The sequence below is a fragment of the Streptomyces sp. MS06 genome (assembly GCF_047200655.1).
Classification (GTDB): domain Bacteria; phylum Actinomycetota; class Actinomycetes; order Streptomycetales; family Streptomycetaceae; genus Streptomyces.
On sequence record NZ_JBJZOJ010000016.1, the window covers coordinates 98,173 to 124,738 of the forward strand.

At 71.8% G+C, this 26,566-nt stretch carries 26 protein-coding genes and 1 riboswitch; of the genes, 15 read left to right on the forward strand and 11 right to left on the reverse strand.

From position 1 onward, the window contains the following. The first annotated feature begins 224 nt into the window (after positions 1 to 224). A complete protein-coding gene (locus tag ACL02U_RS11305; protein ID WP_003992873.1) occupies positions 225 to 482 on the forward strand; it encodes a WhiB family transcriptional regulator in 258 nt (85 codons plus the stop codon). Positions 483 to 782: 300 nt separating this feature from the next. Here the strand turns inward: ACL02U_RS11305 and ACL02U_RS11310 are convergent, their stop codons facing one another. After that, the gene (locus tag ACL02U_RS11310; protein WP_412790588.1) at positions 783 to 2,258 is read right to left on the reverse strand and encodes a sensor histidine kinase; all 1,476 of its coding nucleotides are present in this window, start codon (positions 2,256 to 2,258) and stop codon (positions 783 to 785) included. Between the two features lie 627 nt (positions 2,259 to 2,885). On the opposite strand from ACL02U_RS11310, the gene nagB reads away from it, so the two are divergent. The 7 genes from nagB (at position 2,886) to ACL02U_RS11345 (ending at position 11,012) form a co-directional block, all read left to right on the forward strand. Next, complete coding sequence (gene nagB, locus ACL02U_RS11315) at positions 2,886 to 3,671, forward strand: glucosamine-6-phosphate deaminase (protein WP_412790589.1); 786 nt, start codon at positions 2,886 to 2,888, stop codon at positions 3,669 to 3,671. Between the two features lie 176 nt (positions 3,672 to 3,847). Beyond that, positions 3,848 to 4,612 carry a GntR family transcriptional regulator gene (locus ACL02U_RS11320; protein ID WP_412790590.1) on the forward strand — a complete coding sequence of 255 codons (765 nt, stop codon included), beginning with the start codon at positions 3,848 to 3,850 and terminating at the stop codon, positions 4,610 to 4,612. Between the two features lie 166 nt (positions 4,613 to 4,778). Beyond that, positions 4,779 to 5,051, forward strand: coding sequence for a DUF3311 domain-containing protein (locus tag ACL02U_RS11325; protein WP_412790591.1), 273 nt, complete (start codon positions 4,779 to 4,781; stop codon positions 5,049 to 5,051). Continuing rightward, positions 5,048 to 6,658, forward strand: coding sequence for a monocarboxylate uptake permease MctP (gene mctP, locus ACL02U_RS11330; RefSeq protein WP_412790592.1), 1,611 nt, complete (start codon positions 5,048 to 5,050; stop codon positions 6,656 to 6,658). Before ACL02U_RS11325 ends, mctP begins: the two co-directional genes overlap by 4 nt. Positions 6,659 to 6,737: 79 nt before the next feature. Next, entirely contained in the window at positions 6,738 to 7,244 is a 507-nt protein-coding gene (locus tag ACL02U_RS11335) for a GNAT family N-acetyltransferase (protein ID WP_412790593.1), read from the forward strand. 77 nt (positions 7,245 to 7,321) lie between these two features. Further along, positions 7,322 to 7,402: riboswitch (cobalamin riboswitch) on the forward strand. Between the two features lie 140 nt (positions 7,403 to 7,542). Further along, complete coding sequence (locus tag ACL02U_RS11340) at positions 7,543 to 9,894, forward strand: ribonucleoside-diphosphate reductase subunit alpha (protein ID WP_412790594.1); 2,352 nt, start codon at positions 7,543 to 7,545, stop codon at positions 9,892 to 9,894. Between the two features lie 161 nt (positions 9,895 to 10,055). After that, on the forward strand, positions 10,056 to 11,012 hold the full coding sequence (locus tag ACL02U_RS11345; protein WP_412790621.1) for a ribonucleotide-diphosphate reductase subunit beta: 957 nt from the start codon (positions 10,056 to 10,058) through the stop codon (positions 11,010 to 11,012). Here the strand turns inward: ACL02U_RS11345 and ACL02U_RS11350 are convergent. Continuing rightward, positions 10,925 to 11,128 (reverse strand): hypothetical protein, encoded by a 204-nt coding sequence (locus ACL02U_RS11350; protein WP_412790595.1) that lies wholly within the window; start codon positions 11,126 to 11,128, stop codon positions 10,925 to 10,927. The two genes, ACL02U_RS11345 and ACL02U_RS11350, sit on opposite strands and share 88 nt — an antisense overlap. A 92-nt stretch (positions 11,129 to 11,220) precedes the next feature. Here ACL02U_RS11350 and ACL02U_RS11355 point away from each other — a divergent pair, with 92 nt between their 5' ends. Next, positions 11,221 to 12,198: a helix-turn-helix domain-containing protein gene (locus ACL02U_RS11355; RefSeq protein WP_412790596.1), complete on the forward strand. Its 978-nt coding sequence runs from the start codon at positions 11,221 to 11,223 to the stop codon at positions 12,196 to 12,198. A gap of 22 nt (positions 12,199 to 12,220) precedes the next feature. Here ACL02U_RS11355 and ACL02U_RS11360 read toward each other — a convergent pair whose 3' ends face one another. From ACL02U_RS11360 to ACL02U_RS11395, 8 genes are all read right to left on the reverse strand, one after another. Continuing rightward, positions 12,221 to 13,672 (reverse strand): cytochrome P450, encoded by a 1,452-nt coding sequence (locus ACL02U_RS11360; protein WP_412790597.1) that lies wholly within the window; start codon positions 13,670 to 13,672, stop codon positions 12,221 to 12,223. Beyond that, positions 13,669 to 14,766, reverse strand: coding sequence for an epi-isozizaene synthase (cyc1, locus tag ACL02U_RS11365; protein ID WP_412790598.1), 1,098 nt, complete (start codon positions 14,764 to 14,766; stop codon positions 13,669 to 13,671). The genes ACL02U_RS11360 and cyc1 overlap by 4 nt, the downstream gene beginning before the upstream one ends. 337 nt (positions 14,767 to 15,103) lie before the next feature. Continuing rightward, positions 15,104 to 15,754 carry a peptide deformylase gene (gene def, locus ACL02U_RS11370; RefSeq protein WP_412790599.1) on the reverse strand — a complete coding sequence of 217 codons (651 nt, stop codon included), beginning with the start codon at positions 15,752 to 15,754 and terminating at the stop codon, positions 15,104 to 15,106. Between the two features lie 98 nt (positions 15,755 to 15,852). Then, positions 15,853 to 16,854: a tetratricopeptide repeat protein gene (locus ACL02U_RS11375; protein WP_412790600.1), complete on the reverse strand. Its 1,002-nt coding sequence runs from the start codon at positions 16,852 to 16,854 to the stop codon at positions 15,853 to 15,855. Between the two features lie 544 nt (positions 16,855 to 17,398). Next, on the reverse strand, positions 17,399 to 17,701 hold the full coding sequence (gene rsrA, locus ACL02U_RS11380; RefSeq protein WP_412790601.1) for a mycothiol system anti-sigma-R factor: 303 nt from the start codon (positions 17,699 to 17,701) through the stop codon (positions 17,399 to 17,401). Further along, positions 17,698 to 18,402, reverse strand: a complete 705-nt coding sequence (gene sigR / locus ACL02U_RS11385; RefSeq protein ID WP_412790602.1) for an RNA polymerase sigma factor SigR — start codon at positions 18,400 to 18,402, stop codon at positions 17,698 to 17,700. The genes rsrA and sigR overlap by 4 nt, the downstream gene beginning before the upstream one ends. Positions 18,403 to 18,736: 334 nt before the next feature. Further along, positions 18,737 to 19,363, reverse strand: a complete 627-nt coding sequence (locus tag ACL02U_RS11390) for an alpha/beta family hydrolase (protein WP_412790622.1) — start codon at positions 19,361 to 19,363, stop codon at positions 18,737 to 18,739. Positions 19,364 to 19,385: 22 nt separating this feature from the next. Beyond that, positions 19,386 to 20,201: an SOS response-associated peptidase gene (locus ACL02U_RS11395; protein ID WP_412790603.1), complete on the reverse strand. Its 816-nt coding sequence runs from the start codon at positions 20,199 to 20,201 to the stop codon at positions 19,386 to 19,388. Positions 20,202 to 20,416: 215 nt separating this feature from the next. Here ACL02U_RS11395 and ACL02U_RS11400 point away from each other — a divergent pair, with 215 nt between their 5' ends. The 4 genes from ACL02U_RS11400 to ACL02U_RS11415 all read left to right on the forward strand — a co-directional run bounded on the left by ACL02U_RS11400 (position 20,417) and on the right by ACL02U_RS11415 (position 24,093). After that, positions 20,417 to 21,139: a M50 family metallopeptidase gene (locus tag ACL02U_RS11400; RefSeq protein ID WP_412790604.1), complete on the forward strand. Its 723-nt coding sequence runs from the start codon at positions 20,417 to 20,419 to the stop codon at positions 21,137 to 21,139. A gap of 165 nt (positions 21,140 to 21,304) precedes the next feature. After that, a complete protein-coding gene (aroA, locus tag ACL02U_RS11405) occupies positions 21,305 to 22,621 on the forward strand; it encodes a 3-phosphoshikimate 1-carboxyvinyltransferase (protein WP_412790605.1) in 1,317 nt (438 codons plus the stop codon). Positions 22,622 to 22,638: 17 nt separating this feature from the next. Continuing rightward, on the forward strand, positions 22,639 to 23,685 hold the full coding sequence (gene rsgA / locus ACL02U_RS11410; protein WP_412790606.1) for a ribosome small subunit-dependent GTPase A: 1,047 nt from the start codon (positions 22,639 to 22,641) through the stop codon (positions 23,683 to 23,685). A gap of 84 nt (positions 23,686 to 23,769) precedes the next feature. Continuing rightward, the gene (locus ACL02U_RS11415) at positions 23,770 to 24,093 is read left to right on the forward strand and encodes a DMT family transporter (RefSeq protein WP_412790607.1); all 324 of its coding nucleotides are present in this window, start codon (positions 23,770 to 23,772) and stop codon (positions 24,091 to 24,093) included. 190 nt (positions 24,094 to 24,283) lie between these two features. Here the strand turns inward: ACL02U_RS11415 and ACL02U_RS11420 are convergent, their stop codons facing one another. Then, entirely contained in the window at positions 24,284 to 24,892 is a 609-nt protein-coding gene (locus ACL02U_RS11420; protein ID WP_412790608.1) for a TetR/AcrR family transcriptional regulator, read from the reverse strand. A gap of 288 nt (positions 24,893 to 25,180) precedes the next feature. Between ACL02U_RS11420 and hisN the strand changes: the two genes are divergently transcribed. Beyond that, positions 25,181 to 26,014, forward strand: coding sequence for a histidinol-phosphatase (gene hisN / locus ACL02U_RS11425; RefSeq protein WP_412790609.1), 834 nt, complete (start codon positions 25,181 to 25,183; stop codon positions 26,012 to 26,014). 159 nt (positions 26,015 to 26,173) lie between these two features. Beyond that, entirely contained in the window at positions 26,174 to 26,566 is a 393-nt protein-coding gene (locus ACL02U_RS11430) for a cyclic nucleotide-binding/CBS domain-containing protein (protein ID WP_412790610.1), read from the forward strand.

Sequence of the window (26,566 nt, forward strand, 5' to 3'; positions counted from 1 at the left end):
GAAGGGGTTGTATCCGCCGCTGAGGTTTGCGAGTCTCTACGTGGCGATCGGGACGGCCCGCAACACCGGCCTCCACAGATCACCGGAATCCCTCTCCACACCACAGGACCACGGCCAGGTCACCTGGCGGTCGGCCCTTCACTTGTTGAGGGATTCGTGAAAGCGTTCACATTCACAAGCACCTGTACGTCATACGTACGGAGAACCCAGGAGAGGTAGCAGCCATGGACTGGCGTCACAACGCCGTTTGCCGCGAGGAAGACCCCGAGCTCTTCTTCCCCATCGGCAACACCGGTCCTGCGCTGCTGCAGATCGAGGAAGCCAAGGCCGTCTGCCGTCGCTGCCCGGTGATCGAGCAGTGTCTGCAGTGGGCGCTCGAGTCCGGTCAGGACTCCGGCGTCTGGGGTGGCCTCAGCGAGGACGAGCGCCGCGCCATGAAGCGCCGCGCCGCCCGCAACCGGGCCCGTCAGGCCTCCGCCTGACGATTCCACCCCAGCTGACAGCCTGAGCTTGGCGGCGCGCACGCCGGACGGCATCTCTCGTGCCCGGTGCGTGCGCTTCTCCCGCCCCCGAGCCGCAGCGCGCAGTAACCGATGCGCTTAGCAACACTTGCAGAGCAGCAACGAGCACTGGCCTCGGACCCATGGCGGTCCGGGGCTTTTTGCTGCCCCGCACCGTCCGCGCCGCCCCGGCTCCCGCGCGACGGGCCGCACCAGCCTCGGCCGTCCGGCCGGGCCGTGGTCCGCCCGGCCGGCCCGACCACGGCGCCGCGCGGCTCCGTCCTACTTCTGCGAACGCACCGGAAGGTCCAGGACCACCTGCGTGCCCCGCTCCGGCGCCGGCACCATGTCGAAGGTGCCACCCAACTCGCCCTCCACCAGGGTCCGTACGATCTGCAGCCCCAGATTTCCCGAGCGGTGCGGATCGAAGCCCTCGGGCAGGCCCACCCCGTCGTCCTGGACGGTGACCAGCAGCCGGCCCTCCCTGGTGGTGCCGCCGCGCACCGCCGAGACCTCGACGGTTCCGGTGTCCCCGTCGCTGAAGCCGTGCTCCAGGGCGTTCTGCAGCACCTCGGTCAGCACCATCGACAGCGGAGTGGCCACCTCGGCGTCCAGGATGCCGAAGCGGCCGGTGCGCCGGCCGGTGACCTTGCCCGGGGCGATCTCGGCGACCATCGCCAGCACCCGGTCGGCGATCTCGTCGAACTCCACGCGCTCGTCGAGGTTCTGCGACAGGGTCTCGTGCACGATCGCGATCGAGCCGACCCGCCGCACGGCCTCCTCCAGCGCCTCCCTCCCCCGCTCCGACTCGATGCGTCGGGCCTGGAGGCGCAGCAGCGCCGCGACCGTCTGGAGGTTGTTCTTCACCCGGTGGTGGATCTCCCGGATGGTGGCGTCCTTGGTGATCAACTCACGTTCGCGGCGGCGCAGTTCGGTGACGTCCCGGAGCAGTACCAGCGAGCCGATGCGGGTGCCCTTCGGCTTCAGCGGGATGGCCCGGAACTGGATCACCCCGTCGTGGGCCTCGATCTCGAACTCGCGGGGCGCCCAGCCGCTGGCGACCTTGGCGAGCGCCTCGTCCACCGGCCCCCGGGTCGGAGCCAGCTCGGCGGTGGTCCGCCCCAGGTGCTGGCCGACCAGGTCGGCGGCGAGGCCCATGCGGTGGAAGGCCGACAGCGCGTTCGGGGAGGCGTACTGGACGATGCCCTCGGCGTCGAGGCGGACCAGGCCGTCGCCGACCCGCGGCGAGGCGTCCATGTCGACCTGCTGGTCCGGGAACGGGAAGGCTCCGGCGGCGATCATCTGCGCGAGGTCGGAGGCGCTCTGCAGATAGGTGAGCTCCAGCCGGCTGGGGGTGCGCACGGTGAGCAGGTTGGTGTTGCGGGCGATGACGCCGAGGACGCGGCCCTCCCGGCGCACGGGGATGGACTCCACCCGCACCGGGACCTCCTCGCGCCACTCCGGGTCGCCCTCGCGCACGATGCGGCCCTCGTCGAGCGCCGCGTCCAGCATGGGACGGCGGCCGCGCGGCACCAGATGCCCCACCATGTCGTCCTGGTAGGAGGTCGGACCGGTGTTGGGGCGCATCTGGGCGATGGAGACGTAGCGGGTGCCGTCACTGGTGGGCACCCAGAGCACGAGATCCGCGAAGGAGAGGTCGGAGAGCAGCTGCCACTCCGAGACCAGCAGGTGGAGCCACTCGAGGTCGGAATCCCCGAGGGCGGTGTGCTGGCGGACCAGCTCGTTCATGGAGGGCACGTCAGCGAGCGTACCCGCGCGGCCGTGCGGGCCGGAAAAACACCCGCGGGCCGCGGCGCCTGAGAGGGACCCTCAACCCTCCCGGCACCGCAGCCCGGAGCAACATCGGCCGTGGGGTGTGCGGTCCCGGTCGGCCGAAGGGCGAGGAGCCGGGGCAGTCAGGGCAGAGAGCTCCGGTTCCTCGGTCCGCCCTCCTGTGCGGGGAAGGCGGAGGCTCGTTGGTTCGCGCTCCCTTGCGCGTTCTCCATACGCATTGTGGACTAGACCACTCTGCGCTGTCCATGCGTCGGAACCGGCTTCGGCGGTCACCGCCGCCTCCGCGGGGCTCCGCCGCACCATTCCGTCCTCAGGCAGCCTAGCCCGCCCGGGCCGCATCTGGGGACAGCTGGTCACCGCGAATTCCGCGGGCACCACCGATTCCCCGCGCCGTGCGCCGTCGCACGCCCGTCCGCAACCGGCTCCGGGAGGCGTGAGGACGGCCCGTCGCACCGTGCGCCGCACGGCGGCGGGGCGATCCCGGGGTCCTGGGCGACGGAGCCCTCCTCTGTTAGATTGGTCTAAACCACACGGGCCCGTCCGGGCCCTCCCGAGCCCACCCGAGTCCCCTCTTCAGAACGGCAGGCCAGCGTGGAAGTTGTCATCGTTCCGGACGCCGAGTCGGGCGGCGATCTGATCGCCGAGGCCATGGCGCGGCTACTGCGGCAGAAGCCGGACGCCCTGCTGGGCGTCGCCACCGGCTCCACCCCGCTGCCCGTCTACCGGGCACTCTCGGCCCGGGTGCGGGCCGGCGGCGCCGACACCTCCCGGGCGCGAGTCGCCCAGCTCGACGAGTACGTGGGACTGCCCGCCGAACACCCGGAGTCGTACCGCTCGGTGCTCCGCCGGGAGGTGCTCGAACCGCTCGGCATCCCGATGGAGAGGTTCCTGGGCCCCGACGGCGCGGCCGAGGACGTACAGGCGGCGTGCGAGGACTACGACCGGGCGCTGGCGACGGCCGGCGGAGTGGACCTGCAACTGCTCGGCATCGGCACCGACGGGCACATCGGCTTCAACGAACCGTGCTCCTCGCTCGCCTCCCGCACCCGCATCAAGACACTGACCGAGCAGACCCGCGTGGACAACGCACGCTTCTTCGAGGGCGACATCGAACAGGTGCCGCACCACGTGATCACGCAGGGCATCGGCACCATCCTGGAGGCCCGGCACCTGGTACTGCTCGCCACCGGCGAGGGCAAGGCGGACGCCGTCGCGGCGACCGTGGAGGGACCGGTCGCCGCGGTCTGCCCGGCCTCCGCGCTCCAGCTCCACCCGCACGCCACGGTCGTCGTCGACGAGGGCGCCGCCTCCAGACTGAAGCTCGCCGACTACTTCCGGCACACCTACGCCCACAAGCCGCACTGGCAGGGCCTCTGAGCCCCCGGCACGCCGTCTTGGACTAGACCAAAGGGGGTGCCGACGGTATACAAGGGAGATCACGTAGCGTGCGGAGGCACCCACGTGGGTCCCCCAGACGCGAAGCCGTGCCACGATGTGAGCCGCGGCCGATGGGGTGTCGGTCGCTTCGGCACCCGGAGCCGGGAAGGCAGAGCATGAGCACCGACGTCAGCAGTGCGGAGAACGAGAACGGGGCGAACGTCCGTACCGCGCGCGTGCCCAAGTACTACCGCCTGAAGAAGCACCTGCTCGACATGACCGAGACCATGCCGCCGGGCACACCGGTCCCGCCCGAGCGGACCCTGGCGGCGGAGTTCGACACCTCGCGCACCACGGTCCGGCAGGCCCTGCAGGAGCTGGTGGTCGAGGGCCGGCTGGAGCGCATCCAGGGCAAGGGCACCTTCGTCGCCAAGCCGAAGGTCTCGCAGACCCTGCAGCTGACCTCGTACACCGAGGACATGCGCGCCCAGGGCCTGGAGCCGACCTCCCAGCTCCTGGACATCGGCTACATCACCGCCGACGACACCCTCGCCGGACTGCTCGGCATCAGCACCGGCGGACGGGTACTGCGCATCGAGCGCCTGCGCATGGCGAACGGCGAGCCGATGGCCATCGAGACCACCCACCTGTCCGCCAAGCGCTTCCCCGCGCTGCGGCGGAGCCTGGTGAAGTACACGTCCCTGTACACCGCGCTCGCCGAGGTCTACGACGTGCACCTGGCCGAGGCCGAGGAGACCATCGAGACCTCGCTGGCCACCCCCCGCGAGGCCGGGCTGCTCGGCACCGACGTGGGCCTGCCGATGCTGATGCTCTCCCGCCACTCGCTGGACCGGGAGGGCGACCCGGTGGAGTGGGTGCGGTCGGTCTACCGCGGCGACCGCTACAAGTTCGTCGCGCGGCTGAAGCGCCCTCAGGAATAACGCCCGCGGGGCGTGTCGGGAACCACCGGCGCCCGGAGTCCCCGGGGACGCGCCGTGAGCCAATCGGCGCCGAGGTCTTCCGCTGCGTGACACCGTCTTCTAGATTGCCTGCGCGTTGCAACAGTGATCAACGCCCAGGTGGTCAGCGAGGGGACGGAGTCACCAGATGTCAGATGCCCCGCAAGTGAGCAGAGATCCGGTGGTGACGCCCGCGCGCGTCGCCATCGGCCTGTGCCTCGTCGCACCGTTCGTGGCGATGCTGTGGGTCGGGTCGTACACCAGGACGGACCCGTCCTTCGTCGGCATCCCGTTCTTCTACTGGTACCAGATGCTGTGGGTGGTCGTCGCCACCGCGCTGACGGTGGCCGCGTACTGGCTCTGGCAGCGTGACCAGCGCGGACGCCGCTCCCGGAACACGGACGGGGGTGCGGAGCAGTGAAGGACGGCGTCAACGGCGTCGCGCTCGGCGTCTTCCTCTTCTTCTTCCTCCTCGTCACGGCCATGGGCTTCCTGGCCGCCCGCTGGCGCAAGGCCGACAACGCGCACAGCCTCGACGAGTGGGGCCTGGGCGGCAGGTCCTTCGGCACCTGGATCACCTGGTTCCTGCTCGGCGGCGACCTGTACACGGCCTACACGTTCGTGGCCGTGCCCGCGGCGATCTACAGCCTGGGCGCGGCGGGCTTCTTCGCCGTGCCGTACACCATCCTGGTCTATCCGCTGATCTTCACCTTCCTGCCGCGCCTCTGGTCGGTCTCGCACCGGCACGGCTACGTCACCACTTCGGACTTCGTGCGCGGCCGCTTCGGCTCGAAGGGCCTGTCGCTGGCGGTGGCACTCACCGGCATCCTCGCGACGATGCCGTACATCGCGCTGCAACTGGTCGGCATCCAGGCGGTGCTGGACGTGCTGGGGGTCGGCGGCGGCGACAGCTCGAACTGGTTCGTCAAGGACCTGCCGCTGCTCATCGCCTTCGGTGTGCTGGCCGCGTACACCTACTCGTCCGGGCTCCGCGCCCCGGCCCTGATCGCGTTCGTGAAGGACGCGCTGATCTACATCGTCATCGCGGTCGCGATCATCTACATCCCGATCAAGCTGGGCGGCTTCGACGACATCTTCGCGGCGGCGGGCGACAAGTTCGCCGCCTCCGGCAAGGGCGGCCTGATCCCGGCGGCGGGCGGGCAGTGGGCGTACGCGACGCTGGCGCTCGGCTCCGCACTCGCCCTGTTCATGTACCCGCACTCGGTCACCGCGACGCTGTCCTCCCGCAGCCGCGAGGTGATCCGCCGCAACACCACCATCCTCCCGCTGTACTCCCTGATGCTCGGACTGCTGGCCCTGCTGGGCTTCATGGCGATCGCGGCCGGGGTGAAGGTGGACAACGGCCAGCTGGCGATCCCGCAGCTGTTCGAGAACATGTTCCCGGACTGGTTCACGGGCGTGGCGTTCGCGGCGATCGGCATCGGGGCGCTGGTCCCGGCGGCGATCATGTCGATCGCGGCCGCGAACCTGTTCACCCGCAACGTCTACAAGGACTTCATCAAGCCGGACGCCACGGCCGCGCAGGAGACCCGCGTCTCCAAGATCGTCTCCCTGCTCGTCAAGGTCGGCGCCCTGGTCTTCGTCCTGACCATGGACAAGACGGTGGCGATCAACTTCCAGCTGCTGGGCGGCATCTGGATCCTGCAGACCTTCCCGGCCCTGGTCGGCGGCCTGTTCAGCCGCTGGTTCCACCGCTGGGCCCTGCTGGCCGGCTGGGCGGCCGGCATGCTGTACGGCACGGTCGCGGCCTACGGTGTCGCCTCCCCGACGAAGGCGCACTTCGGCGGCTCCTCCAAGGAGATCCCCGGGATCGGGGAGATCGGCTACATCGGCCTGACGGCGTTCGTCCTGAACATCGCGGTCACCGTGGTCCTGACGTTCGTGCTCAAGGCGGTCAAGGCTCCCGAGGGCGTCGACGAGACGGTGCCGGCGGACTACACGGCGGACGCGGGCGACCCCGGCGTCCAGGTGGAGCTGCCGCCGGCCACGGCCGGCGCCGGGAACTGACCCCACCGCAGCGACAGCGGGCCGCCGGGGCACGGAAAACCGGCGGCCCGTTGTCGTACCCGTCGTGCACACTCGCACCATGGACATCCGCATCCGCCGCGCCCGCCCCGCCGAGCTCCCGGCCCTGGGCGAGATCACCGCCCGGGCGTACCTGGGGGACGGGTTGCTGGACTTCGGCGAGGACGACCCCTACCTCGCGGAACTGAGGGACACGGCCAAGCGGGCGGCCGCGGCCGAGGTGCTGGTCGCGGTGGAGGACGGCCGCGTGCTCGGCGGTGTCACCTTCGTCGCCCGCGGCGGGCCGATGGCCGACATAGCGGGCCCCGGGGAGGCGGAGATCCGCATGCTCGCCGTCGCGCGGGAGGCGCGCGGCCGCGGCACCGGCGAGGCGCTCGTCCGCGCCTGCGTCGACCGCGCCCGCGGGACCGGCGGCTGCTCCGGGGTCGTGCTGTCGACCCAGGCCGCCATGCACGCCGCGCACCGGATCTACGAACGCCTGGGCTTCGTCCGCACGCCCGAGCGGGACTGGAATCCGCTCCCGGAGCTGGACGATCTGGTGCTGCTGACATACGCCCTGACGCTCTGACACCACCGGGACACAACATGTGGGGGTGACGCGACAGGGCGACACAAGATGTATGCTCATGCTCGCTGTCGCCGCAGGGGAATCCGGTGCGAGTCCGGAACTGTCCCGCAACGGTGTACCCGTGCGCCTCTCCGCGCGCGGGGGTCAGTCCGAGGACCTGCCGACGGCGCACCCGGCCGTCCGGCCGGCGTGCCCTGACGTCCGGGCCTCGCGGAATGGGCCGGTGGACGCGACGCCCCGTGCGCTCGTGTGCTGCCCCCTGCCCTCAGGCCCCGCGCCGAGCGAGGGAGAGCCCCGAGTGACCATCGCGCCAGCCGATCCGGCCCCAGCCGCCCACCCGGAGGACGACGCCCCGGGGGCCGCGCTGCTGCGCACCCTCACCGAGCTGACCGCCGACCTGCCCGACACCGACCCCGGCCGGGTCGCGGCCGCCGCGCTGCGCGGCAGGTCCGCCCGGGCGGACGGGTCCGAGCTGCGCGAGCTGGCCACGGAGGCCGCAGCCGGCCTGATCTCCGAGGATCCCGCCTACTCGCGGCTGGCCGCCCGCCTGCTGACCCTCGGCATCCGCGCCGAGGCCGCCTCCCAGGACGTGGCGGCCTTCACCCAGTCGATCGCGGTCGGACACCGCGAGGGGCTGATCGCCGACCGGACCGCGGAGTTCGTACGGCTGCACGGGGCCCGGCTCGACGCGCTGATCGACCCGCGGGCGGACGACCGCTTCGGCTACTTCGGGCTGCGCACCCTGCACAGCCGCTACCTGCTGCGGCACCCGACCACCCGCAAGGTGATCGAGACGCCCCAGCACTTCCTGCTGCGGGTGGCCGCCGGCCTGGCGGAGAACGACACCGAGCGGGCCGTGGACGAGGTGGCCGCGCTGCACCGGCTGATGAGCCGGCTCGACTACCTGCCCTCCTCCCCCACCCTGTTCAACTCCGGCACCCGGCACCCGCAGATGTCGTCCTGCTACCTGCTGGACTCCCCGCGGGACGAGCTGGACTCGATCTACGAGCGCTACCACCAGGTCGCACGGCTGTCCAAGCACGCCGGTGGCATCGGGCTGGCGTACTCCCGGATCCGCGCGCGGGGTTCGCTGATCCGCGGAACCAACGGGCACTCAGGCGGCATCGTCCCGTTCCTGAAGACGCTCGACGCCTCGGTCGCCGCCGTGAACCAGGGCGGCCGGCGCAAGGGCGCCGCCGCGGTCTACCTGGAGACCTGGCACGCGGACGTCGAGGAGTTCCTGGAACTGCGCGACAACACCGGCGAGGACGCCCGCCGGACGCACAACCTGAACCTCGCGCACTGGGTCCCGGACGAGTTCATGCGCCGGGTGAGCGCCGACCGGTCCTGGTCCCTGTTCTCCCCCGCCGACGTGCCGGAGCTGGTGGACCTGTGGGGCGAGGAGTTCGACGCGGCGTACCGCAGGGCCGAGGCCGCGGGACTCGCCCGCCGGACCCTGCCCGCCCGGGACCTCTACGGGCGCATGATGCGCACCCTCGCGCAGACCGGCAACGGCTGGATGACCTTCAAGGACACCGCCAACCGCACCGCCAACCAGACGGCCGAGCCGGGGCACGTCGTCCACTCCTCCAACCTCTGCACCGAGATCCTGGAGGTCACCGACGACGGCGAGACGGCGGTCTGCAACCTGGGCTCGGTCAACCTCGGCGCCTTCGTGGACGGCGACGCACTCGACTGGGAGCGGCTCGACGCCGCCGTCCGCACCGCGGTCACCTTCCTCGACCGGGTCGTCGACATCAACTACTACCCGACCGAGCAGGCGGGCCGCTCCAACGCGCGGTGGCGCCCGGTCGGACTCGGCGCCATGGGACTGCAGGACGTGTTCTTCAAGCTGCGGCTGCCGTTCGACTCGCCCGAGGCGCAGCGGCTGTCCACCCGCATCGCCGAGCGCATCATGCTCGCCGCGTACGAGGCGTCCGCCGACCTCGCCGAGCGGGACGGGCCGCTGCCGGCCTGGGAGAAGACCCGTACGGCCCGGGGCGTGCTGCACCCCGACCACTACGACGCCGTCGAGCCGGCCTGGCCGGAGCGCTGGACGGCGCTGCGGGAGCGGATCGCCGCCACCGGCCTGCGCAACTCGCTGCTGCTCGCCATCGCACCGACCGCCACCATCGCCTCCATCGCGGGAGCGTACGAGTGCATCGAGCCGCAGGTGTCCAACCTGTTCAAGCGCGAGACCCTGTCCGGTGAGTTCCTGCAGGTCAACTCCTATCTGGTGGAGGACCTGAAGAAGCTCGGCGTGTGGGACGCCCGCACCCGCGAGGCGCTGCGCGAGGCGAGCGGATCGGTGCAGGACTTCGCCTGGATCCCCGAGGAGGTGCGCCGGCTGTACCGCACGGTGTGGGAGATCCCGCAGCGCGGCCTGATCGACATGGCCGCCGCGCGGACCCCGTTCCTGGACCAGTCCCAGTCGCTGAACCTGTTCCTGGAGACGCCGACCATCGGCAAGCTCTCCTCGATGTACGCCTACGCCTGGAAGTCCGGGCTCAAGACCACGTACTACCTGCGCTCCCGTCCGGCGACCCGGATCGCCCGCGCGGCACGCGCCGCCGTCCCCGTCCAGCAGGCCGACCCGGACCCGGTCGCCTGCTCCCTGGAGAATCCCGAGTCCTGCGAGGCCTGCCAGTGATGACCGAACCCGCCAGCACCGACCGCACCGGCGGCACCGACCGCACCGACCGCACCGGCGGCAGCGACCCCACCGCCGGCAGCGGGGCCCCCGACGGCACGGCCGTCGCCGACCGCGACCGGAGCCTCCTCGACCCGGGCTTCGAGCTGACCCTGCGCCCCATGCGCTACCCGGACTTCTACGAGCGCTACCGGGACGCGATCAAGAACACCTGGACGGTGGAGGAGGTCGACCTGCACTCGGACGTCGCCGACCTCGCCAGGCTCAGCCCGGGCGAACAGCACCTCATCGGCCGGCTGGTCGCGTTCTTCGCGACCGGCGACTCGATCGTCGCCAACAACCTGGTGCTCACGCTGTACAAGCACATCAACTCCCCCGAGGCGCGGCTCTACCTGAGCCGGCAGCTGTTCGAGGAGGCCGTCCACGTCCAGTTCTACCTGACGCTGCTGGACACCTACCTGCCCGACCCCAAGGAGCGGGCCGCCGCGTTCGCGGCGATCGAGAACATCCCCTCGATCCGCGAGAAGGCGCAGTTCTGCTTCCGGTGGATGGACTCGGTGGAGGACGTCGAGCGGCTCCGAACCCGGGCGGACCGCCGCCGGTTCCTGCTCAACCTGATCTGCTTCGCCGCGTGCATCGAGGGCTTGTTCTTCTACGGCGCCTTCGCCTACGTCTACTGGCTGCGCAGCCGCGGCCTGCTGCACGGCCTGGCCACCGGCACCAACTGGGTGTTCCGCGACGAGACGATGCACATGTCGTTCGCCTTCGACGTCGTGGACACCGTCCGCAAGGAGGAGCCGGACCTGTTCGACGACGCGCTCCGGCAGCAGGTCACGGACATGCTGCGGGAGGCCGTGGAGGCCGAGCTGCAGTTCGCGCGCGACCTGTGCGGTGACGGCCTGCCGGGCATGAACACCGAGTCGATGCGGCAGTATCTGGAGTGCGTCGCCGACCAGCGTCTGACCCGGCTCGGTTTCGCCCCGGTGTACGGGTCGGAGAACCCGTTCTCCTTCATGGAGCTCCAGGGGGTTCAGGAGCTGACCAACTTCTTCGAGCGGCGCCCGTCCGCGTACCAGGTGGCGGTGGAGGGCACCGTCGACCTGGACGAGGACTTCTGAGCCGCCTCGCGCAGTGCGCGGTCGATCCGGCGCTCGCGGCGGAGTCCCACGAGCGCCGGGGCCGCGACGAGGAGGGCGAGGGCGAGGACGGTGAGCGTTCCGAGGAATGCGTTCATGCCGTAAGGGTCGTCCACCCGGGACACCCCGGACAGTGGCAGGGCTGCCGCACATCTTCCAATTCCTGCCAACCGGGGGGCACACTGGACGCATGCTGAAGAACGTGGCGGCCGTGCTGCTGGACGGGGTGCACCCCTTCGAACTGGGCGTGGTGTGCGAGGTGTTCGGCCTCGACCGCAGCGACGAGGGGCTCCCGGTGTACGACTTCGCGGTGGTCTCGGCGCAGGGCCCCTCGCTGAACACGCACGTCCCCGGCTTCACCCTCGCCACCCCCTACGGCCTGGACCGGCTGGAGGAGGCCGACCTGATCACCGTGCCGGCCTCGGACGCGAACATCTGCTCGGCCTATCCGCCCGCCCTGCTCGCGTCCCTGCGGCGGGCCGTGGACCGGGGCGCCCGGGTGCTCAGCGTGTGCTCCGGGGTGTTCGTGCTGGGCGCCGCCGGACTGCTGGACGGGCGGCGCTGCGCCGCGCACTGGCGGCACGCGGAGACCCTGGCCCGGCGGTTCCCCGAGGCGGTGATCGAGCAGGACGTGCTCTACGTCGACGAGGACCCGGTGATCACCTCCGCCGGCTCGGCCGCCGGCATCGACGCCTGCCTGCACCTGGTCCGCAAGGAGCAGGGCCCGGAGGTCGCCAACAGGATCGCGCGCCGGATGGTCGTACCGCCGCACCGGGACGGCGGCCAGGCGCAGTACATCGCACGGCCGCTGCCCCGGTCGCGGTGCGACACGGTCGGCGGGGTGCTGTCCTGGCTGGAGCGGCATCTCGACGAGGAGATCACCGTCGAACTGCTGGCTGCCCGCGCGCACATGGCGCCGCGCACCTTCGCCCGCCGCTTCCAACAGGAGACCGGTACCACTCCGTACCGGTGGCTGCTGCGCCAGCGGGTGCTCCGGGCGCAGGAGTTGCTGGAGGCGACGGACGAGACGGTGGACGCGATAGCCGGGCGCACCGGTTTCGGTACGGCGGCGGCGCTGCGGCACCAGTTCATGCGTGCGCTGGGCACCACCCCGAACGCCTACCGGCGCACCTTCCGGGGGCCCGGGGCGGGCGAGACCGCGGCCTGAGCGCCCCGGGCGCGTTCGCCGTTCAGCGGGGGACCGGGGTCAGCAGCAGCCGTTGCGGACGCAGGGTGATGCCGACCCGGGTGGTGTCGTCGGAGCCGTCGACCTGCTCGAAGCGGTACTTCGTCGCCAGCGCCGCCGTGATGAGGCTGAGTTGGGCCATCGAGAAGTGGTCGCTGGGGCACTTGCGGTTGCCGACGCTGAACGGGCTCATGGCGTGTTTCGGTACCTCCTTGGCGCGCTCGGGGAGCCAGCGGTCGGGGTCGAAGTCCAGGTTGCGGGCGTAGGACCGCTCGTCGCGCTGGATGGCGTACGGGCTGTAGACGACGTCGGCTCCGGCCGGAATGCGGTAGCCACCCAGTTCCGTGTCGGTGACCGCCCGCCGCGTCAATATCCATACCGCGGGGCGCAAACGCATGGACTCGACGACGACATTGTTGGTGTGCCGGAGCTCGCGGACGTCCTCGAATGCCACGGGCCGGCCGCCGGTGACGGATTCCACTTCGTCGCGCACCCGGTCGGCGTGTTCCGGGTGTTCGGCGAGCGACTGGAGCAGCCACATGATCGTGGAGGCGACGGTTTCGCTTCCGGGGGTGAGTATCGCGACGACCTGGTCGTGGATCTCCTGTTCACCGATGGGGTCGCCGTTTTCGTCCGCGGCCGACAGCAATGCCGTCAGCAAATCGTCCGGCTTTTGACCGGATGCCCGCCGTTCGGCGACGATCTCGTCGACGAGGAGGTGCAAATCGGCCAGCGCCCGGTTGAATTCGCGGTTGGCCGGAAGCGGTAGCCGGTAGAGCGGACCGAGCGGGACGACCATGCGCCGGTACATGCCGCGGAAGACGGTGGCGAGCGCGTTGCACAGCCGCTCGGCGCGCTCGTCCATGTAGTCGCCGCGCAGCAGGCAGCGGGCCGCGATGCGCACGGCGACGCGGAAGGACTCGGCGGTGCAGTCGACGGTCCGGCCGGGCTGCCAGCGCTCGGTGAGCGCGTGCGCCTCCTCCTCCATGATCGACCCGTAGGCCGGTATCGCGCCCAGCCGGAAGGCGGGCTGGATGGTGCGCCGCTGGCGGCGGTGGCGCGGTCCGTTGGCGGTGGCCACGCCCTCCTTGCCCAGCAGGCCCTCCAGAGAGTCCCAGAGCGGTCCGGCGATGTGGTAGTCGGGGTTGAGGGCGAGCGCCCCGGTGAGCGCGGGGGTGGTGACGGCGTACACCGTCTTCGGGCCCAGCCGCAGGCGTACCACCTCGCCGTGGTCGCGCAGCTGGGACATGAAGGCCAGGGGGTCCCGCAGCAGCCTCCAGCCGTGTCCGAGGACCGGGACCGCGCCGCCCGCGACGGGGGGCTCCCTGAGCGCCTGCCCCTCGGGGGCGTCCGTGCCCTGCGCCGTCCTCGGGGTCTTCGTCGCCCGCGAGGCCTCCGGGGTCTCGGGGGTCTCCGGGGTCTCGGGGGTCTCGGGCTTCACCGACTCGACGGTCATTTCTCACCTGCCGCTTCGTTGTTGACGTACGGGGGCGTGGACCGGTCGTCCCAGCTGTCGACCATGTACCGGCCGGATTCGTGGTGGAACCAGTAGACGGAACTGAACCAGTTCCGCATATTCGCCAGACAGGCCCGCACGGCGGCGCTCAGCTCTTTTCCCTGCACCGTTCCGTCGTCGAGTTCGCCGGCCATTCTCAGCGCGTCCCGCTCGGCGACGAGGAATTCCGATACGCAGTCCTCGACGCGCCGTCTGAGATCTTCCACCGCCTCTTCCAGAGTCAGCCGTTCATGGGTGATGAGACTGATTCCGAGATTGTGCACCTCGTCGCCCGCTATCTCCTTGGGCAGCGAGCAGAGGTCGTTGTACCAGGCGGCGAATTCCTGGCTCAGCAGGGCCGCCCGCCGATAGGCCGGGGCTTTTCTCACACGGTCCGGGAGTTCGCGGCCGGCGCTGGGTTCCAGCAGGTCCGTCCAGATACGGTGCGCGAAGGTGAGCCTGCGCAGTTCCAGGTATTCCTCGACCGTCGGGACGATGCCCTCGGTCCGGTTGCGGAACTCCCGGTCGTAGGCGTCGATGACCGCGTGGAAGTGCCGGGTGAAGCGGGCGTTCCACGTCGGCGCCAGGAACGAGTACAGCCGGCTCACCGCGTCCGCGAGGCCCGCGACCAGCGGATCCTCGTGGTGCAGATGCTCCTGGGGGGAGTCCAGCGCCCTGTGCAGGCGCCCGTGCAATCGCCGCCAGGCGTCCGCGCGGCCGTGCACGATGTCCCGGTCGTGCCGGTCGTCCCAGACGAAGAACCACGCGCTGTAGTCGGCGACCGCCTGCAGGACCTCGTCGGAGGCGCCGAGGTAGTAGCCCGCCATGAGGTCCGTGTAGCACAAGCCGTCGGCATATTCGGCGACCTTGTCGACCGGCATGAGCCGCTTTTCGAGCAGCCAGGTCCGCGTCTTCTCCTGAAGCTTCGGCCAATAAGGGTGCAGTTGCCGGGGAAACCTCTCCTCGATCACCTCGAGAGCGAGCGACGCCGGGACCGCCGGCCTCGCACGCACCGCCGTGTCTCCACATGTGGTGCTCTCCGGGAAAGCGTGCACGAACTACCCCTCTCGGCCGCCGGTGAGCGTACGCCCCTCCGCTGTGCCGGGCGTACGCGGTTGGCTCTACCCGCCCTTCCCATTCAGCACCACAACTGACCGTTCTGGGAACGGATTTGCTTCATTCACTACCCCATCATGCCGAGAATCTCCCTCTATGCGGCTGCTGAGGGGCCTTCGTTTTCGGGTGCGGGTCGGCGACCCGCACCCGGCGCCGGGCCGGACGTGCCGCGGACAGCCGAACGGCGCCCGTCCGGCCGGAGCAGGCCGGACGGGCGCCGTTCACCGGTACGCCGGGGGCTCGGCAGGAGCCTGCCGTTCACCCGTGGGCGGTGCCTCAGTCGTTGGCGACCACGGGGTAGCGCGGCTCGTTCTCGGCCATCTGCCGCAGCGCGTCCTTGCGCTCGCGCTTGGACAGCCGGTCGAGGTAGAGGGAGCCGTAGAGGTGGTCCGTCTCGTGCTGCAGACACCGCGCGAAGTAACCGGTGCCGCGCACCCTGATCGGGTTGCCGCGCTCGTCCTGCCCGGTCACCTCGGCGTAGTCGGGGCGGGCCAGCGACATGTACGCCGACGGCACCGACAGGCAGCCCTCGTTGCTGTCGTCCAGCCGACGCCGGTCCGCGGGCAGTTCGACGAGCTTCGGGTTGCACACCACGCCGACGTGGCGCACGCCCTGGTCGTCGGGGCAGTCGTAGACGAAGACCTTCGCGTCCACGCCGATCTGGTTCGCGGCCAGCCCCACGCCCTCCGCGGTGCGCTGCGACGCGAACATGTCGTCGACCAGGGTGCGCAGCGCGTCGTCGAACTCGGTGACGTCCTTGCACTCCTGGTGCAGCACCGGGTTCCCGACCACCGTGATCGGCCGCGAGGTGCCGCGCTCCTGGTAGGCCGCCTCCCGCTGCTCGCAGTCCTCGGTGTCGATGACGAAGCCCTCGTCGTCCACGGGGAGCACGCCCCCGTGCTGCTGATCGGTGTCCTGCTGCGCCATGACCGACGTACGCCTTCCTGCGACCTGAAAACCTGCGACGAAACCGTGCGGAGCGGATCCGCCCGTACAGCCTAAGGTGCTCAGCGCCGCCGTGTGGCTCAGCAGACCTCTTCCAGGTCCCGCCACTCCCGGGAATCAGGACTGTCCGCCACCCACCCGTCCAGCAGGCCCCGCACCAGAGAGGCGGGTGCGGCCACCCCGCACTCCCGCTCCGGCACCCAGAGCTGCCCGTCGGTGCGGTGGCCGAGGGGGCCGGGATGGCCCGGCTCGCTGTGGTCGTGCGGGTCGAGGTGCTCCCCGTCGCCCTCGTCGGAGGGCATCCGGGACTCCGAACACATCCGGCACAGCAGCCGGACGGAGGACGACCAGTCCTCGGCGGCGAACCCGGCGTCGGCGGCGAGCTGCTCCAGGGCGTCCCGGTCGGCCTCGGTGGCGGCCTCGATGAGGACCACCCAGGTGGGAACCGGGGAGGGGGCCCACAGCTCGATCTCGTCGAAGACCGGGAAGGAGTGCCCGGCGGACGTGGTCCGCTCCCCGTGCGGGACGCCGTCGTGCAGCACGACCTCGCCCCAGCGCCGCCCGGAGGACGGCAGCGGAATGGACAGCACCTCGATCCGGGCGGGGTCCAGGCGGCGCCCCCACACGACCTCGGCCTCGCCCTCCGGCGACAGCCGCACCGCCGCACTGCCCAGCTCCATGCCGACGGGCTCACCGGCGGCGGCCCCGCCCGACGGCGGGCGGGAGGCGCCCCCGGGCACCGGCAGCCCGTACGCCTGCCAGGCGCGCCGGGCCAGCGGCCAGTCCTGCAGGGCGGTGGCAGCGATACCGACGTTCCACCAGTCGGGGGCCCCGGCCTCCCGGTCGAGCAGCGCCACCGCGCGCAGACCGGCCGTGCGGGCCTGCTCCCAGTCGTGCCGGAACTTGTGCAGCAGGGCGAGGTTGAACCAGGACTCCGACAGCCAGGGCTCCAGGTCCGCCGCACGGGTCAGCAGCGCCCCCGCGTCCTCGTAACGGCCGTCGCCGATCAGCGTGAACGCGCGGTCGGTGGCCTGCCGCCAGGAGGCGGAGGGCCGGTGCCGTACCTTGCCGAAGATCCTCACGATTCCCGCCTGCCAGTTCCGCTTCGTGCTTCAGTGGGCTGGCCTGTGCCCCCGGGCACCCTTCTCCCTCGCATCCAACCACGTACGGCGGCGAGGGCGCTCATTACCCATGGGTTACCCCGGCACGGGCAAGGTCAGACCGTCGCCGCGCAGACTGCCGCCCCGGCCGGAGTCACCGAAGGGTGCGAGGAGGCGGCCCCACCGTCCGCGCGCGCCACACGGGGCACCGTCACCGGTCACGGACCGTGCACCGGGGCCGTGCGGCGCATGTCACACGGCCTGCCTCCCGCACCGCACCACACCACACCACAGGGTGCCCGGACCGGGGAAGGACCGCCCGGCCGCGCGGACACCGGAGGCACGGGAGGGGCGCTTCCCGCACGGCGGCGAGCCGAAACCGGAGCGAACGGGCCCACCGAGCCGGGCGCACGGCAGGTGCCGCGGAACTCGGCAGAGCAGCAGCGGCACGATGCGCGTGGGACGCGGTCCGCGGGAGGGGAGGCGGGCGCCGCAGGGCGCGGTCCGTCCCGCTCCGGTGCGACGGTCAGGACTCCTGGGGGGCGGCCGTCACATCGTGCTCGGGCACCGACTGGCCGGAGCGGATCAGATCGATCCGCCCCATCACCTTGGAGCGCAGGTCGGTGGGCACGTCGTCATGCCCGCAGCAGCGCTTGACCAGCTTCTTCACGGCCTGCTCCAGGCCGTACTTCTCCAGGCACGGCGAGCACTCCCGGAAATGCTGCTCGAACTTGTCGCGATCGATGTCCGGCATCTCGCTGTCGAGGAACTCGTACAGGTGGTCGAGTACCTCACTGCAGTCCGTCTCGTGCGGCTCTCCGCAGCTCATGAGCCCGAACCTTTCGCTTCGTTCGACTCTCCGGCGCCGGCCGGGACCAGACCGCGCTCGCGGGCGTAGTCCTCCAGCATGCCGCGCAGTTGACGACGGCCCCGGTGCAGCCGGGACATCACCGTCCCGATGGGTGTCCCCATGATGTCCGCGATCTCCTTGTACGCAAAGCCCTCTACGTCCGCGAGATAGACGGCGATGCGGAACTCCTCGGGGATCGCCTGGAGCGCTTCCTTCACATCCGAGTCCGGCAGGTGGTCGAGGGCCTGCGACTCCGCGGAGCGCAGACCGGTCGACATGTGCGACTCGGCACGGGCCAGCTGCCAGTCCTCGATCTCCTCGGCCGCGCTGCGCTGCGGTTCGCGCTGCTTCTTGCGGTAGGAGTTGATGAAGGTGTTGGTGAGGATCCGGTACAGCCACGCCTTGAGGTTGGTGCCCTCACGGAACTGGTGGAAGGACGCGTACGCCTTGGCGTAGGTCTCCTGCACCAGGTCCTCGGCGTCGGCCGGGTTGCGCGTCATGCGCAGCGCGGCCGAGTACATCTGGTCGAGGAACTCCAGCGCGTCCCGTTCGAAGCGCGCACTGCGCTCAGCGGTCGACTCCGCCGCGTCCGGCGACGCGCCCGCGCCGGTGCCCTGGCCCTCGGGCAGCTCCGACTGGCCGTTCTCGGTCCCTGCGTCGGTACCGGTGACCGGACCCACCTCCTCAAAGTTCCGGGTGGAACCGAGAGCGGCTCCACTCGAATCGGAGGATAGACGACCCGAGGTCGGGGCCGCCTGTCGATCCGCGCCGGTCGCCGCTCGAATCGGGGCCGTCTTCGCCGCGTGGAGCACCGTCCAGTCCAGATCGGCACGGCTGCTGCGGCTCGAGTCGGGCTCTGCCGGGAGCAGCCCGTCCACGGGGTGGTGGCGGGCGGCAGACGGGCAGAAGGTCGAACCCATGCGGCTGACTTCCTCTCCTACGACGACGATGCTGGAGCACCAGCACTTCTGCCCGCGTCAACAGCACACCGCCGCGCCGCATTCCCCCCGGGCCTCAGCCGAGCGAGGCGGTCCACTCCACGACGCCGTCGGTGATGATCCGCAGCGCCGCCTCCTGGGTGGTCGGCGCGCGCCGCGGCACGGCGAAACCGTGGTCTCCGTGCGGTACTTCGATCAGCCGGTACTCCCCCGCCGGGAACTCCGCCGGCTTCCCGAACGGATCGTTGCCGCCCTGCACGACGAGCGTCGGCACCCCCGCCCCCAGCAGTTCCGCCCCCCGGGACTTCTCCGGCCTGCCCGGCGGGTGCAGCGGGAAGGAAAGCGCGAGCACCGCGTGCGCCCCGAGCTCGCCGGCCGTGCGGCAGGCCACCCGCGCGCCCGCGCTGCGGCCCCCGGCGATCACCGGCAGCCCGGGCGCGGCCAGCGCCGGCCAGACCCCGCGCCAGCCGGTGTCCAGGGTCTTCGGCGCGGGTGCCACCTTCCGGCCGGCCACCCGCCAGGGTTGCTCCACCAGAGCGACGCTCACCCCGTGCGCGGGCAGCACCCCGGCGAGGGCGGTCAGGTCCCTCGCCTCGACGCCGCCGCCGGCACCGTGGCCCATGGCCAGCACCAGGCGCGCCCGCTCGGCGCGGTGCCAGCCGATGCGGGCCGGCCCCGCGTCGGTCTCGACGGTCTCGGTCAGGTCAGCGATGATCTCGGTCACATCAGAAGAGTGTGCCCTCCTCCGGCGCCGCGAGCTCCTTCAGCAGGTCCGGACCGTTGTTGCGGACGTTGCTGACCGCCGTGGACACCGGGTAGGCGCGCATCAGGCCGGCGGGCGGGGCCGCCAGGAGCGCGCGCAGGTCCCCGGAGTCCGTACGGGAGGGGTCCAGCCAGGCGTCCCAGCGGTCCGGGGTGAGCATCAGCGGCATCCGCGGATGGATGTCCGCCAGTGACCGCGGGCCCTGCGCCGGTGCGACGGCCAGCGGTGTGGTCTCGGCCTCGGTGGTGATCACCGAGCAGGTCACCCACCAGGACTGCGGATGGTCGTCGGGCAGTGTGCGGTCCCGCCAGAACTCGTACAGTCCGGCCATCGCGAACACCGACCCGTCGGCGGGCAGCACGAAGTACGGCTGCTTGCGCGGCCGCTTACGCTTCCCCTCTACCTCCAGTTCCCGCTCCTGGCCGCCGGTGACCCACTCGTAGTAGCCGTCGGCGGGCAGGATGCAGCGCCGTGCGGTGAAGGCACGGCGGTAGGCCGGCTTCTCGTGCACCGTCTCCGCACGCGCGTTGATCATCCGGGCGCCGCCCTCGGGCGTCCTGGCCCAGGACGGCACCAGGCCCCACTTCAGCCGGCGCAGCTGGCGAACCGGCCGCGGGTCCGCGGCGTCCTTCACAGGGCGGTCCAGGACGGCGAAGACCTCTTTGGTCGGCGCCACGTTGTAGTCGGGTGCCAGGGTCTCCTCCGGCTCCCATCTCTCGATCCCGAAGATGCCCGCGAGATCCTCGGGCCTGCGACTAGCCGCGTACCGTCCGCACATACGTGCCACACTGCCAGGCCCACCCGTCCCCCGACCACCGCATCCGGCGACCGCGCACCGCACCCCACCGGTCCGGCCGCCGCCCGCCACCCGACCCACATCCCGCCCGCGGCGCACCGCACGGCACCACACCGCGCCGCACCGCACCACACCGCACCGCACCGCACCGCACCAGCGAGAACTGTTGCTCTTCACGAGAGGGAGCCGCCGGACACATGGACAGCACCGCCTCGATCGCGCTGCCCGACCTCTGGGACCGGCTCACCGGCACCCAGTCCGACCCCGACCTGTGGGTGGTGCTCGCCACCCTGGTCGCGGCGCTCGCCGTGGTCCTGCCGCAGGCCCCGTGGCGCCTCTCACGCAACGCCATCACCATCGCCCACGAAGGTGGGCACGGCCTGGTCGCGCTGCTGACCGGCCGCACCCTCACCGGAATCCGGCTGCACTCGGACACCAGCGGCCTGACCGTCAGCCGGGGCAAGCCGCACGGCATCGGCATGATCCTCACCGCGGCGGCCGGCTACACCGCGCCCCCGCTGCTCGGGCTGGGCGGCGCCGCGCTGCTCGGCGCCGGGCGGATCACACTGCTGCTGTGGGTGGCGACGGCGCTGCTGCTGGCCATGCTGGTGATGATCCGCAACGCGTACGGCGCGCTGACCGTCCTGGTCAGCGGTGGCACCTTCGTGCTGGTGTCCTGGCTGGCGGGGCCGCAGGTGCAGGCCGCCTTCGCCTACGCGGTGGTGTGGTTCCTGCTGCTGGGCGGGGTCAGGCCGGCCTTCGAGCTCCAGGCCAAGCGGAGGCGGGGCGGTGCCGGCGACTCGGACGCGGACCAGTTGTCCCGGCTGACCCACGTACCGGCGGGGCTCTGGCTGTTCCTGTTCCACGCCGTGTCGCTGTGCTCGCTGATAGGGGGTGGCCGCTGGCTGCTGGCGATATGAGCGGGCGGCACGGGCACGGCGGCGGGCACGCGGCGCGACTCCCGCAGCCGGAACCGGATCGGCTCCCGCAGCCGGCACGAGGATCGGCTCCCGCGGCGGACGCGCCGGGCCGCTACGGCACCGCACGCGAACGACGGGCTGACCGGCTCCTTATAGAGTGGGCCCATGGCCCACACCCCCGCCCACACCGCCCTCTGGCCCGCCCCCCACGCGAGCGGCGCCGTCGACGCGACAGTCCACGTGCCGGGGTCCAAGTCCGTCACCAACCGCGCCCTGGTGCTCGCCGCGCTCGCCTCCGAGCCGGGCTGGCTGCGCCGCCCGCTGCGCTCCCGCGACACGCTGCTGATGGCCGGCGCTCTGCGGGCGATGGGCGTGGAGATCGAGGAGGGCGTCGGCCCGGACGGCACCGGCGAGGCCTGGCGGGTGCTGCCCACGGGCCTGCGCGGCCCGGCCACCGTCGACGTCGGCAACGCGGGCACCGTGATGCGCTTCCTGCCGCCGGTCGCCACCCTTGCCGACGGCCCGATCCGCTTCGACGGGGACCCGCGGTCCCACGAGCGTCCGCTGAACGGCGTCATCGACGCGCTGCGGGCGCTCGGCGCGCGGATCGACGACGACGGCCGCGGCAGCCTGCCGATGACGGTGCACGGCGGCGGCGCGCTGGACGGCGGCACCGTCGAGATCGACGCCTCGTCCTCCTCGCAGTTCGTGTCCGCGCTGCTGCTGTCCGCTCCGCGCTTCAACCAGGGGGTGGAGGTCCGGCACGTCGGTTCGGCGCTGCCGTCGATGCCGCACATCCGGATGACGGTGGACATGCTCCGCGCGGTCGGCGCGCAGGTGGACACCCCCGAGTCGGGCGGCGAGCCGAACCTGTGGCGGGTCACCTCGAGCGCGCTCCTCGGCCGCGACCTGACGATCGAGCCGGACCTGTCCAACGCGCAGCCGTTCCTCGCGGCGGCCCTGGTGACCGGCGGCCGGGTCGTCGTCCCGGACTGGCCCGCGCGGACGACCCAACCGGGTGACCGGCTGCGCGAGATCTTCACCGAAATGGGCGGTTCCTGCGAACTCACCGAGTACGGGCTGGAGTTCACCGGATCGGGTGCCGTTCACGGCGTCGACGTCGACCTGGGCGAGGTCGGCGAGCTCACGCCGGGCATCGCCGCCGTCGCCGCTCTCGCGGACTCCCCCTCCACCCTGCGCGGCGTGGCGCACCTGCGGCTGCACGAGACGGACCGGCTGGCCGCCCTCACCAAGGAGATCAACGAACTGGGCGGTGACGTCACCGAGACCGCCGACGGCTTGCACATCCGCCCGCGGCGGCTGCACGGCGGGATCTTCCACACCTACGAGGACCACCGCATGGCGACCGCCGGTGCGGTCATCGGCCTCGCGGTCGACGGGGTGCAGATCGAGAACGTGGCGACGACGGCGAAGACCCTCCCGGACTTCCCCGACCTGTGGACCGGGATGCTCGGGGCGTAGGGACCCGGGGACACGTCATGCGCCGTTACGGCAAGCACACCGACGAGGACGACATCCGCTCCCGCCCCGGCCGCCGGGGCAGCAGGCCGCGCACCCACATCCGCCCCAAGCACGAGGACGCCGCCGAGGGCATGGTCCTCACCGTCGACCGCGGCAGGCTGACCTGCCTGGTCGGGGAGCGCACGGTGACGGCGATGAAGGCGCGCGAACTGGGCCGCAAGGCGGCGGTGGTCGGCGACCGGGTGGCCCTGGTCGGCGACCTGTCCGGCCGGAAGGACACCCTCGCCCGGATCGTCCGCATCGAGAAGCGCAGTTCGGTGCTGCGGCGCACCGCGGACGACGACGACCCCTTCGAGCGGGTCGTCGTCGCCAACGCCGACCAGTTGGCCGTCGTCACCGCGCTCGCCGACCCCGAACCGCGTCCCCGGCTGATCGACCGCTGCCTGGTCGCCGCCTTCGACGGGGGCCTGGAACCCCTGCTGGTGCTGACCAAGTCGGACCTGGCCCCGCCGGACCAGATCCTGGAGCTGTACGGCGCCCTGGGCACCCCCTACGTCGTGACCAGCCGGGAGGAGTTGGAGAACGGCACCGCGGCGGACCGGGTCCGCGCCCACCTGGACGGCCGGGTGACCGCCTTCGTCGGGCACTCCGGCGTGGGCAAGACGACCCTGGTGAACGCGCTGGTCCCGGAGGACCGCCGCCGCAGCACCGGTCACGTCAACGCGGTGACCGGACGGGGCCGCCACACGACCACCTCGGCCCTGGCGCTGCCCCTCGCCGGAGGCGTCGCGGCGCCGGGGCGGGACGGATCGGCCGACGGAAGCGGCTGGGTGATCGACACTCCCGGCGTGCGCTCCTTCGGCCTGGCGCACATCGACCCGTCCCGGGTGATCCACGCCTTCCCCGACCTGGAGCCGGGCACCGCGGACTGCCCGCGCGCGTGCAGCCACGACGAGCCGGACTGCGCGCTGGACGCCTGGGTGGCCGGGGGCCATGCGGATCCGGCCCGGCTGTTCTCGCTGCGCAGGCTGCTGTCCACCCGTGAACGCCGGGAAGGCGACTGAGTTCCGCGTTGTTTGGCGGGGCCCGCGCCCGGCAAGTGCATAATCGCACCGAGCCGGAGATCCGGATCAACGGGAGGACCGCACATGGCGTGGCTGCTGGTCATCGTGGCCGGGATGCTGGAGACCGGTTTCGCCGTGTGCCTGAAGCTGTCACACGGCTTCACCCGGCTGTGGCCCACGGTCGCCTTCTGCATCTTCGCGCTCGGTAGTTTCGGACTGCTGACCCTGTCGCTGCGCCGGCTCGACGTGGGTCCGGCGTACGCGGTGTGGACCGGTATCGGCGCGGCCGGCACGGCGATCTACGGCATGGTGTTCCTCGGCGACCTGGTCTCCACGCTGAAGATCGTCTCGATCACTCTGGTGATCATGGGGGTCATCGGTCTGCAGTTGTCCGGCTCGGCGCACTGAGGCTCCCACCACCCTCCTTCTCCGGCGGCCGACCGAAGAGATAGCCGGCCGGGGAGGTAGCCGGCCGGAGAGGTAGCCGGCCGGAGAGGTAAACCGGTCGACTCCGGCGGCCGGCGGGAGCGGCTGCCGGGGCAGGCCGGCCGCGTGCACGCTTCGGGTCTCCGGGGCGCCCTCGCGCCCGGCCTCCGTGTCAGGCCGGCGCGTGCTGCAGCACCCGACGGACCAGTTCCGCGACCCCGTCCTCGTCCGGCGGCGCCGACACGCAGGACAGCGCGATACGGATGGCCAGCTCGCAGGTACGGGCCAGCTCCGCCGGGTCCGGCTGCCCCGGCCCGGAGCCGCCCAGTGCGGCGAGAGCACGGTCCCGGACGGCGGCCAGCAGGTCGCCGGGCGACGGCAGCGGGCCGTCCGCGCGCCGCTGCGCGGGCAGGGTCGAGGAGGACGGCACCGCGGCGAGGGTCGGTGCGGGCAACCGGGTGCTCCAGCAGCCGGTGAGCATGGCCCTGAGCAGCGCGTTCTCGTGTGCGGCGGACACCGTCCACTCGGCGGCGGCGGTCAGCCGCTCGTGTGGGTCGGCAGGGGTGAGCAGAGCGCGGTCGACCCCGGCGAGATAGGCGTCCGCCTCCCGCCGCAGAAGCGCCCTGGCCAGCCCGTCCTTGCTGCCGAACTCGTTGTACAGGGTCTGCCGGGACACTCCGGCCGCCGCGGCCACGTCCACCATCCGGATGGTCGTCCACGACCGGCGTGCCAGCGCCGTGAAAGCGGCGTCCAGCAGGGATTCCCGCGCTGCAGGCATCATCGCCTCCCAGGGGAAGGGCTCTGCGCACAGGTTTGACGCGCGAGCGCGCACTGTCAAGGGCCTCCGGCGACCCGACGGAGCACCCGCCGACCGGCGCGCCACCCCGAGGGCGGAACACGCCCCCGAGGGTGCGGGACGCGACGAGGCGTGGCCGGGGTGCCTCCGGACCGGGGCCGGGCTGCGACGGGGCCGGGCTGCGACGGGGCGGGCCAGTCGCGGGGTCCTCCACACGCCGCCGACACCCCGCACGCTGGCCCCGCACCGGCCCCGGCGGATAGCGTTCGCCCCATGCCGGACTACCTCGACGATCTACGCCTCGCCCATGTCCTCGCGGACGCAGCCGACGCGGCGACCATGGACCGCTTCAAGGCCCTCGACCTCAAGGTCGAGACGAAGCCGGACATGACGCCGGTCAGTGAAGCGGACAAGGGCGCGGAGGAACTCCTCCGCGGCCATCTCCAACGTGCCCGCCCCCGCGACGCGATCCTCGGCGAGGAGTACGGCATCGAGGGCAGCGGCCCGCGGCGCTGGGTGATCGACCCGATCGACGGCACCAAGAACTACGTCCGCGGCGTGCCGGTCTGGGCCACCCTGATCGCGCTGATGGACGCGGGCGAAGGAGGCGGCGCCGTGCCGGGCGGCGACGACGGGGGACGCGGATACCGGCCCGTCGTCGGGCTCGTCTCCGCACCGGCGCTGGGCCGCCGCTGGTGGGCGGCGCTGGACCACGGCGCCTTCACCGGCCGCAACCTGACCTCGGCGAGCCGCCTTCAGGTCTCCCGGGTGCCGCGGCTGGCGGACGCCTCCTTCGCCTACTCCTCCCTGTCGGGCTGGGAGGAGCAGGGCCGCCTGGACGGCTTCCTCGACCTCACCCGGCAGGTCTGGCGCACGCGCGCGTACGGCGACTTCTGGCCGTACATGATGGTCGCCGAGGGGTCCGTCGACATGTGCGCGGAGCCGGAGCTCTCCCTCTGGGACATGGCCGCCAACGCGATCATCGTCACCGAGGCGGGCGGCACCTTCACCGGCCTCGACGGACGCCCGGGACCGCACGGCGGCAACGCGGCCGCGTCGAACGGCCTGCTCCACGACGAACTGCTGGGGTATCTCGGCCCGCGCTGACGCGCGCCCCGGTGCGAGCCCGTCCGCCGCCCGGCAGCCGCACGCGCCCCCTTGTTGACCGCCGCTGCACCTGCAACCCTGAGAGTCCCCCTACTTGTGAACTTGTGAATCCATGAACTAAGTCGGTTCCGGGATTCCCTCAGGAGGTGGCTCCGTCCCATGCTCGTCCGCGACGCCATGAGCACGGTGGTCCTGACCATCGGCCCCGCACACACCCTCCGCCAGGCAGCCGCCCTGATGTCCGCCCGCCGAGTCGGCGCAGCGGTGGTCCTGGACCCCGACGCCGGCGGCATCGGCATACTCACCGAGCGCGACATCCTGAACTCCGTGGGCCTGGGCCAGAACCCGGACACGGAACGCGCCCACGCCCACACCACCACCGACGTCGTCTTCGCGGCCCCCACCTGGACGCTGGAGGAGGCGGCGCGCGCCATGGCCCACGGCGGCTTCCGTCACCTGATCGTCCTCGACCGGGGCGAGCCGGCCGGCATCGTCTCGGTCCGCGACATCATCCGCTGCTGGGCGCCGGTCCGGCAGCACGCACCCGCCTGA

What these genes read in the sequence shown, in the direction of transcription:
- rsgA (WP_412790606.1), top strand. Translation starts at nt 22,639, where the DNA reads ATGCGCCGTTACGGCAAGCACACCGACGAGGACGACATCCGCTCCCGC.
- rsrA (WP_412790601.1), bottom strand. Translation starts at nt 17,701, where the DNA reads ATGAGCTGCGGAGAGCCGCACGAGACGGACTGCAGTGAGGTACTCGAC.
- ACL02U_RS11305 (WP_003992873.1), top strand. Translation starts at nt 225, where the DNA reads ATGGACTGGCGTCACAACGCCGTTTGCCGCGAGGAAGACCCCGAGCTC.
- aroA (WP_412790605.1), top strand. Translation starts at nt 21,305, where the DNA reads ATGGCCCACACCCCCGCCCACACCGCCCTCTGGCCCGCCCCCCACGCG.
- ACL02U_RS11335 (WP_412790593.1), top strand. Translation starts at nt 6,738, where the DNA reads ATGGACATCCGCATCCGCCGCGCCCGCCCCGCCGAGCTCCCGGCCCTG.
- ACL02U_RS11420 (WP_412790608.1), bottom strand. Translation starts at nt 24,892, where the DNA reads ATGATGCCTGCAGCGCGGGAATCCCTGCTGGACGCCGCTTTCACGGCG.
- ACL02U_RS11350 (WP_412790595.1), bottom strand. Translation starts at nt 11,128, where the DNA reads ATGAACGCATTCCTCGGAACGCTCACCGTCCTCGCCCTCGCCCTCCTC.
- ACL02U_RS11345 (WP_412790621.1), top strand. Translation starts at nt 10,056, where the DNA reads ATGCGCTACCCGGACTTCTACGAGCGCTACCGGGACGCGATCAAGAAC.
- ACL02U_RS11415 (WP_412790607.1), top strand. Translation starts at nt 23,770, where the DNA reads ATGGCGTGGCTGCTGGTCATCGTGGCCGGGATGCTGGAGACCGGTTTC.
- ACL02U_RS11320 (WP_412790590.1), top strand. Translation starts at nt 3,848, where the DNA reads ATGAGCACCGACGTCAGCAGTGCGGAGAACGAGAACGGGGCGAACGTC.
- ACL02U_RS11430 (WP_412790610.1), top strand. Translation starts at nt 26,174, where the DNA reads ATGCTCGTCCGCGACGCCATGAGCACGGTGGTCCTGACCATCGGCCCC.
- hisN (WP_412790609.1), top strand. Translation starts at nt 25,181, where the DNA reads ATGCCGGACTACCTCGACGATCTACGCCTCGCCCATGTCCTCGCGGAC.
- ACL02U_RS11395 (WP_412790603.1), bottom strand. Translation starts at nt 20,201, where the DNA reads ATGTGCGGACGGTACGCGGCTAGTCGCAGGCCCGAGGATCTCGCGGGC.
- ACL02U_RS11355 (WP_412790596.1), top strand. Translation starts at nt 11,221, where the DNA reads ATGCTGAAGAACGTGGCGGCCGTGCTGCTGGACGGGGTGCACCCCTTC.
- ACL02U_RS11400 (WP_412790604.1), top strand. Translation starts at nt 20,417, where the DNA reads ATGGACAGCACCGCCTCGATCGCGCTGCCCGACCTCTGGGACCGGCTC.
- ACL02U_RS11325 (WP_412790591.1), top strand. Translation starts at nt 4,779, where the DNA reads ATGTCAGATGCCCCGCAAGTGAGCAGAGATCCGGTGGTGACGCCCGCG.
- def (WP_412790599.1), bottom strand. Translation starts at nt 15,754, where the DNA reads ATGGCGCAGCAGGACACCGATCAGCAGCACGGGGGCGTGCTCCCCGTG.
- ACL02U_RS11360 (WP_412790597.1), bottom strand. Translation starts at nt 13,672, where the DNA reads ATGACCGTCGAGTCGGTGAAGCCCGAGACCCCCGAGACCCCGGAGACC.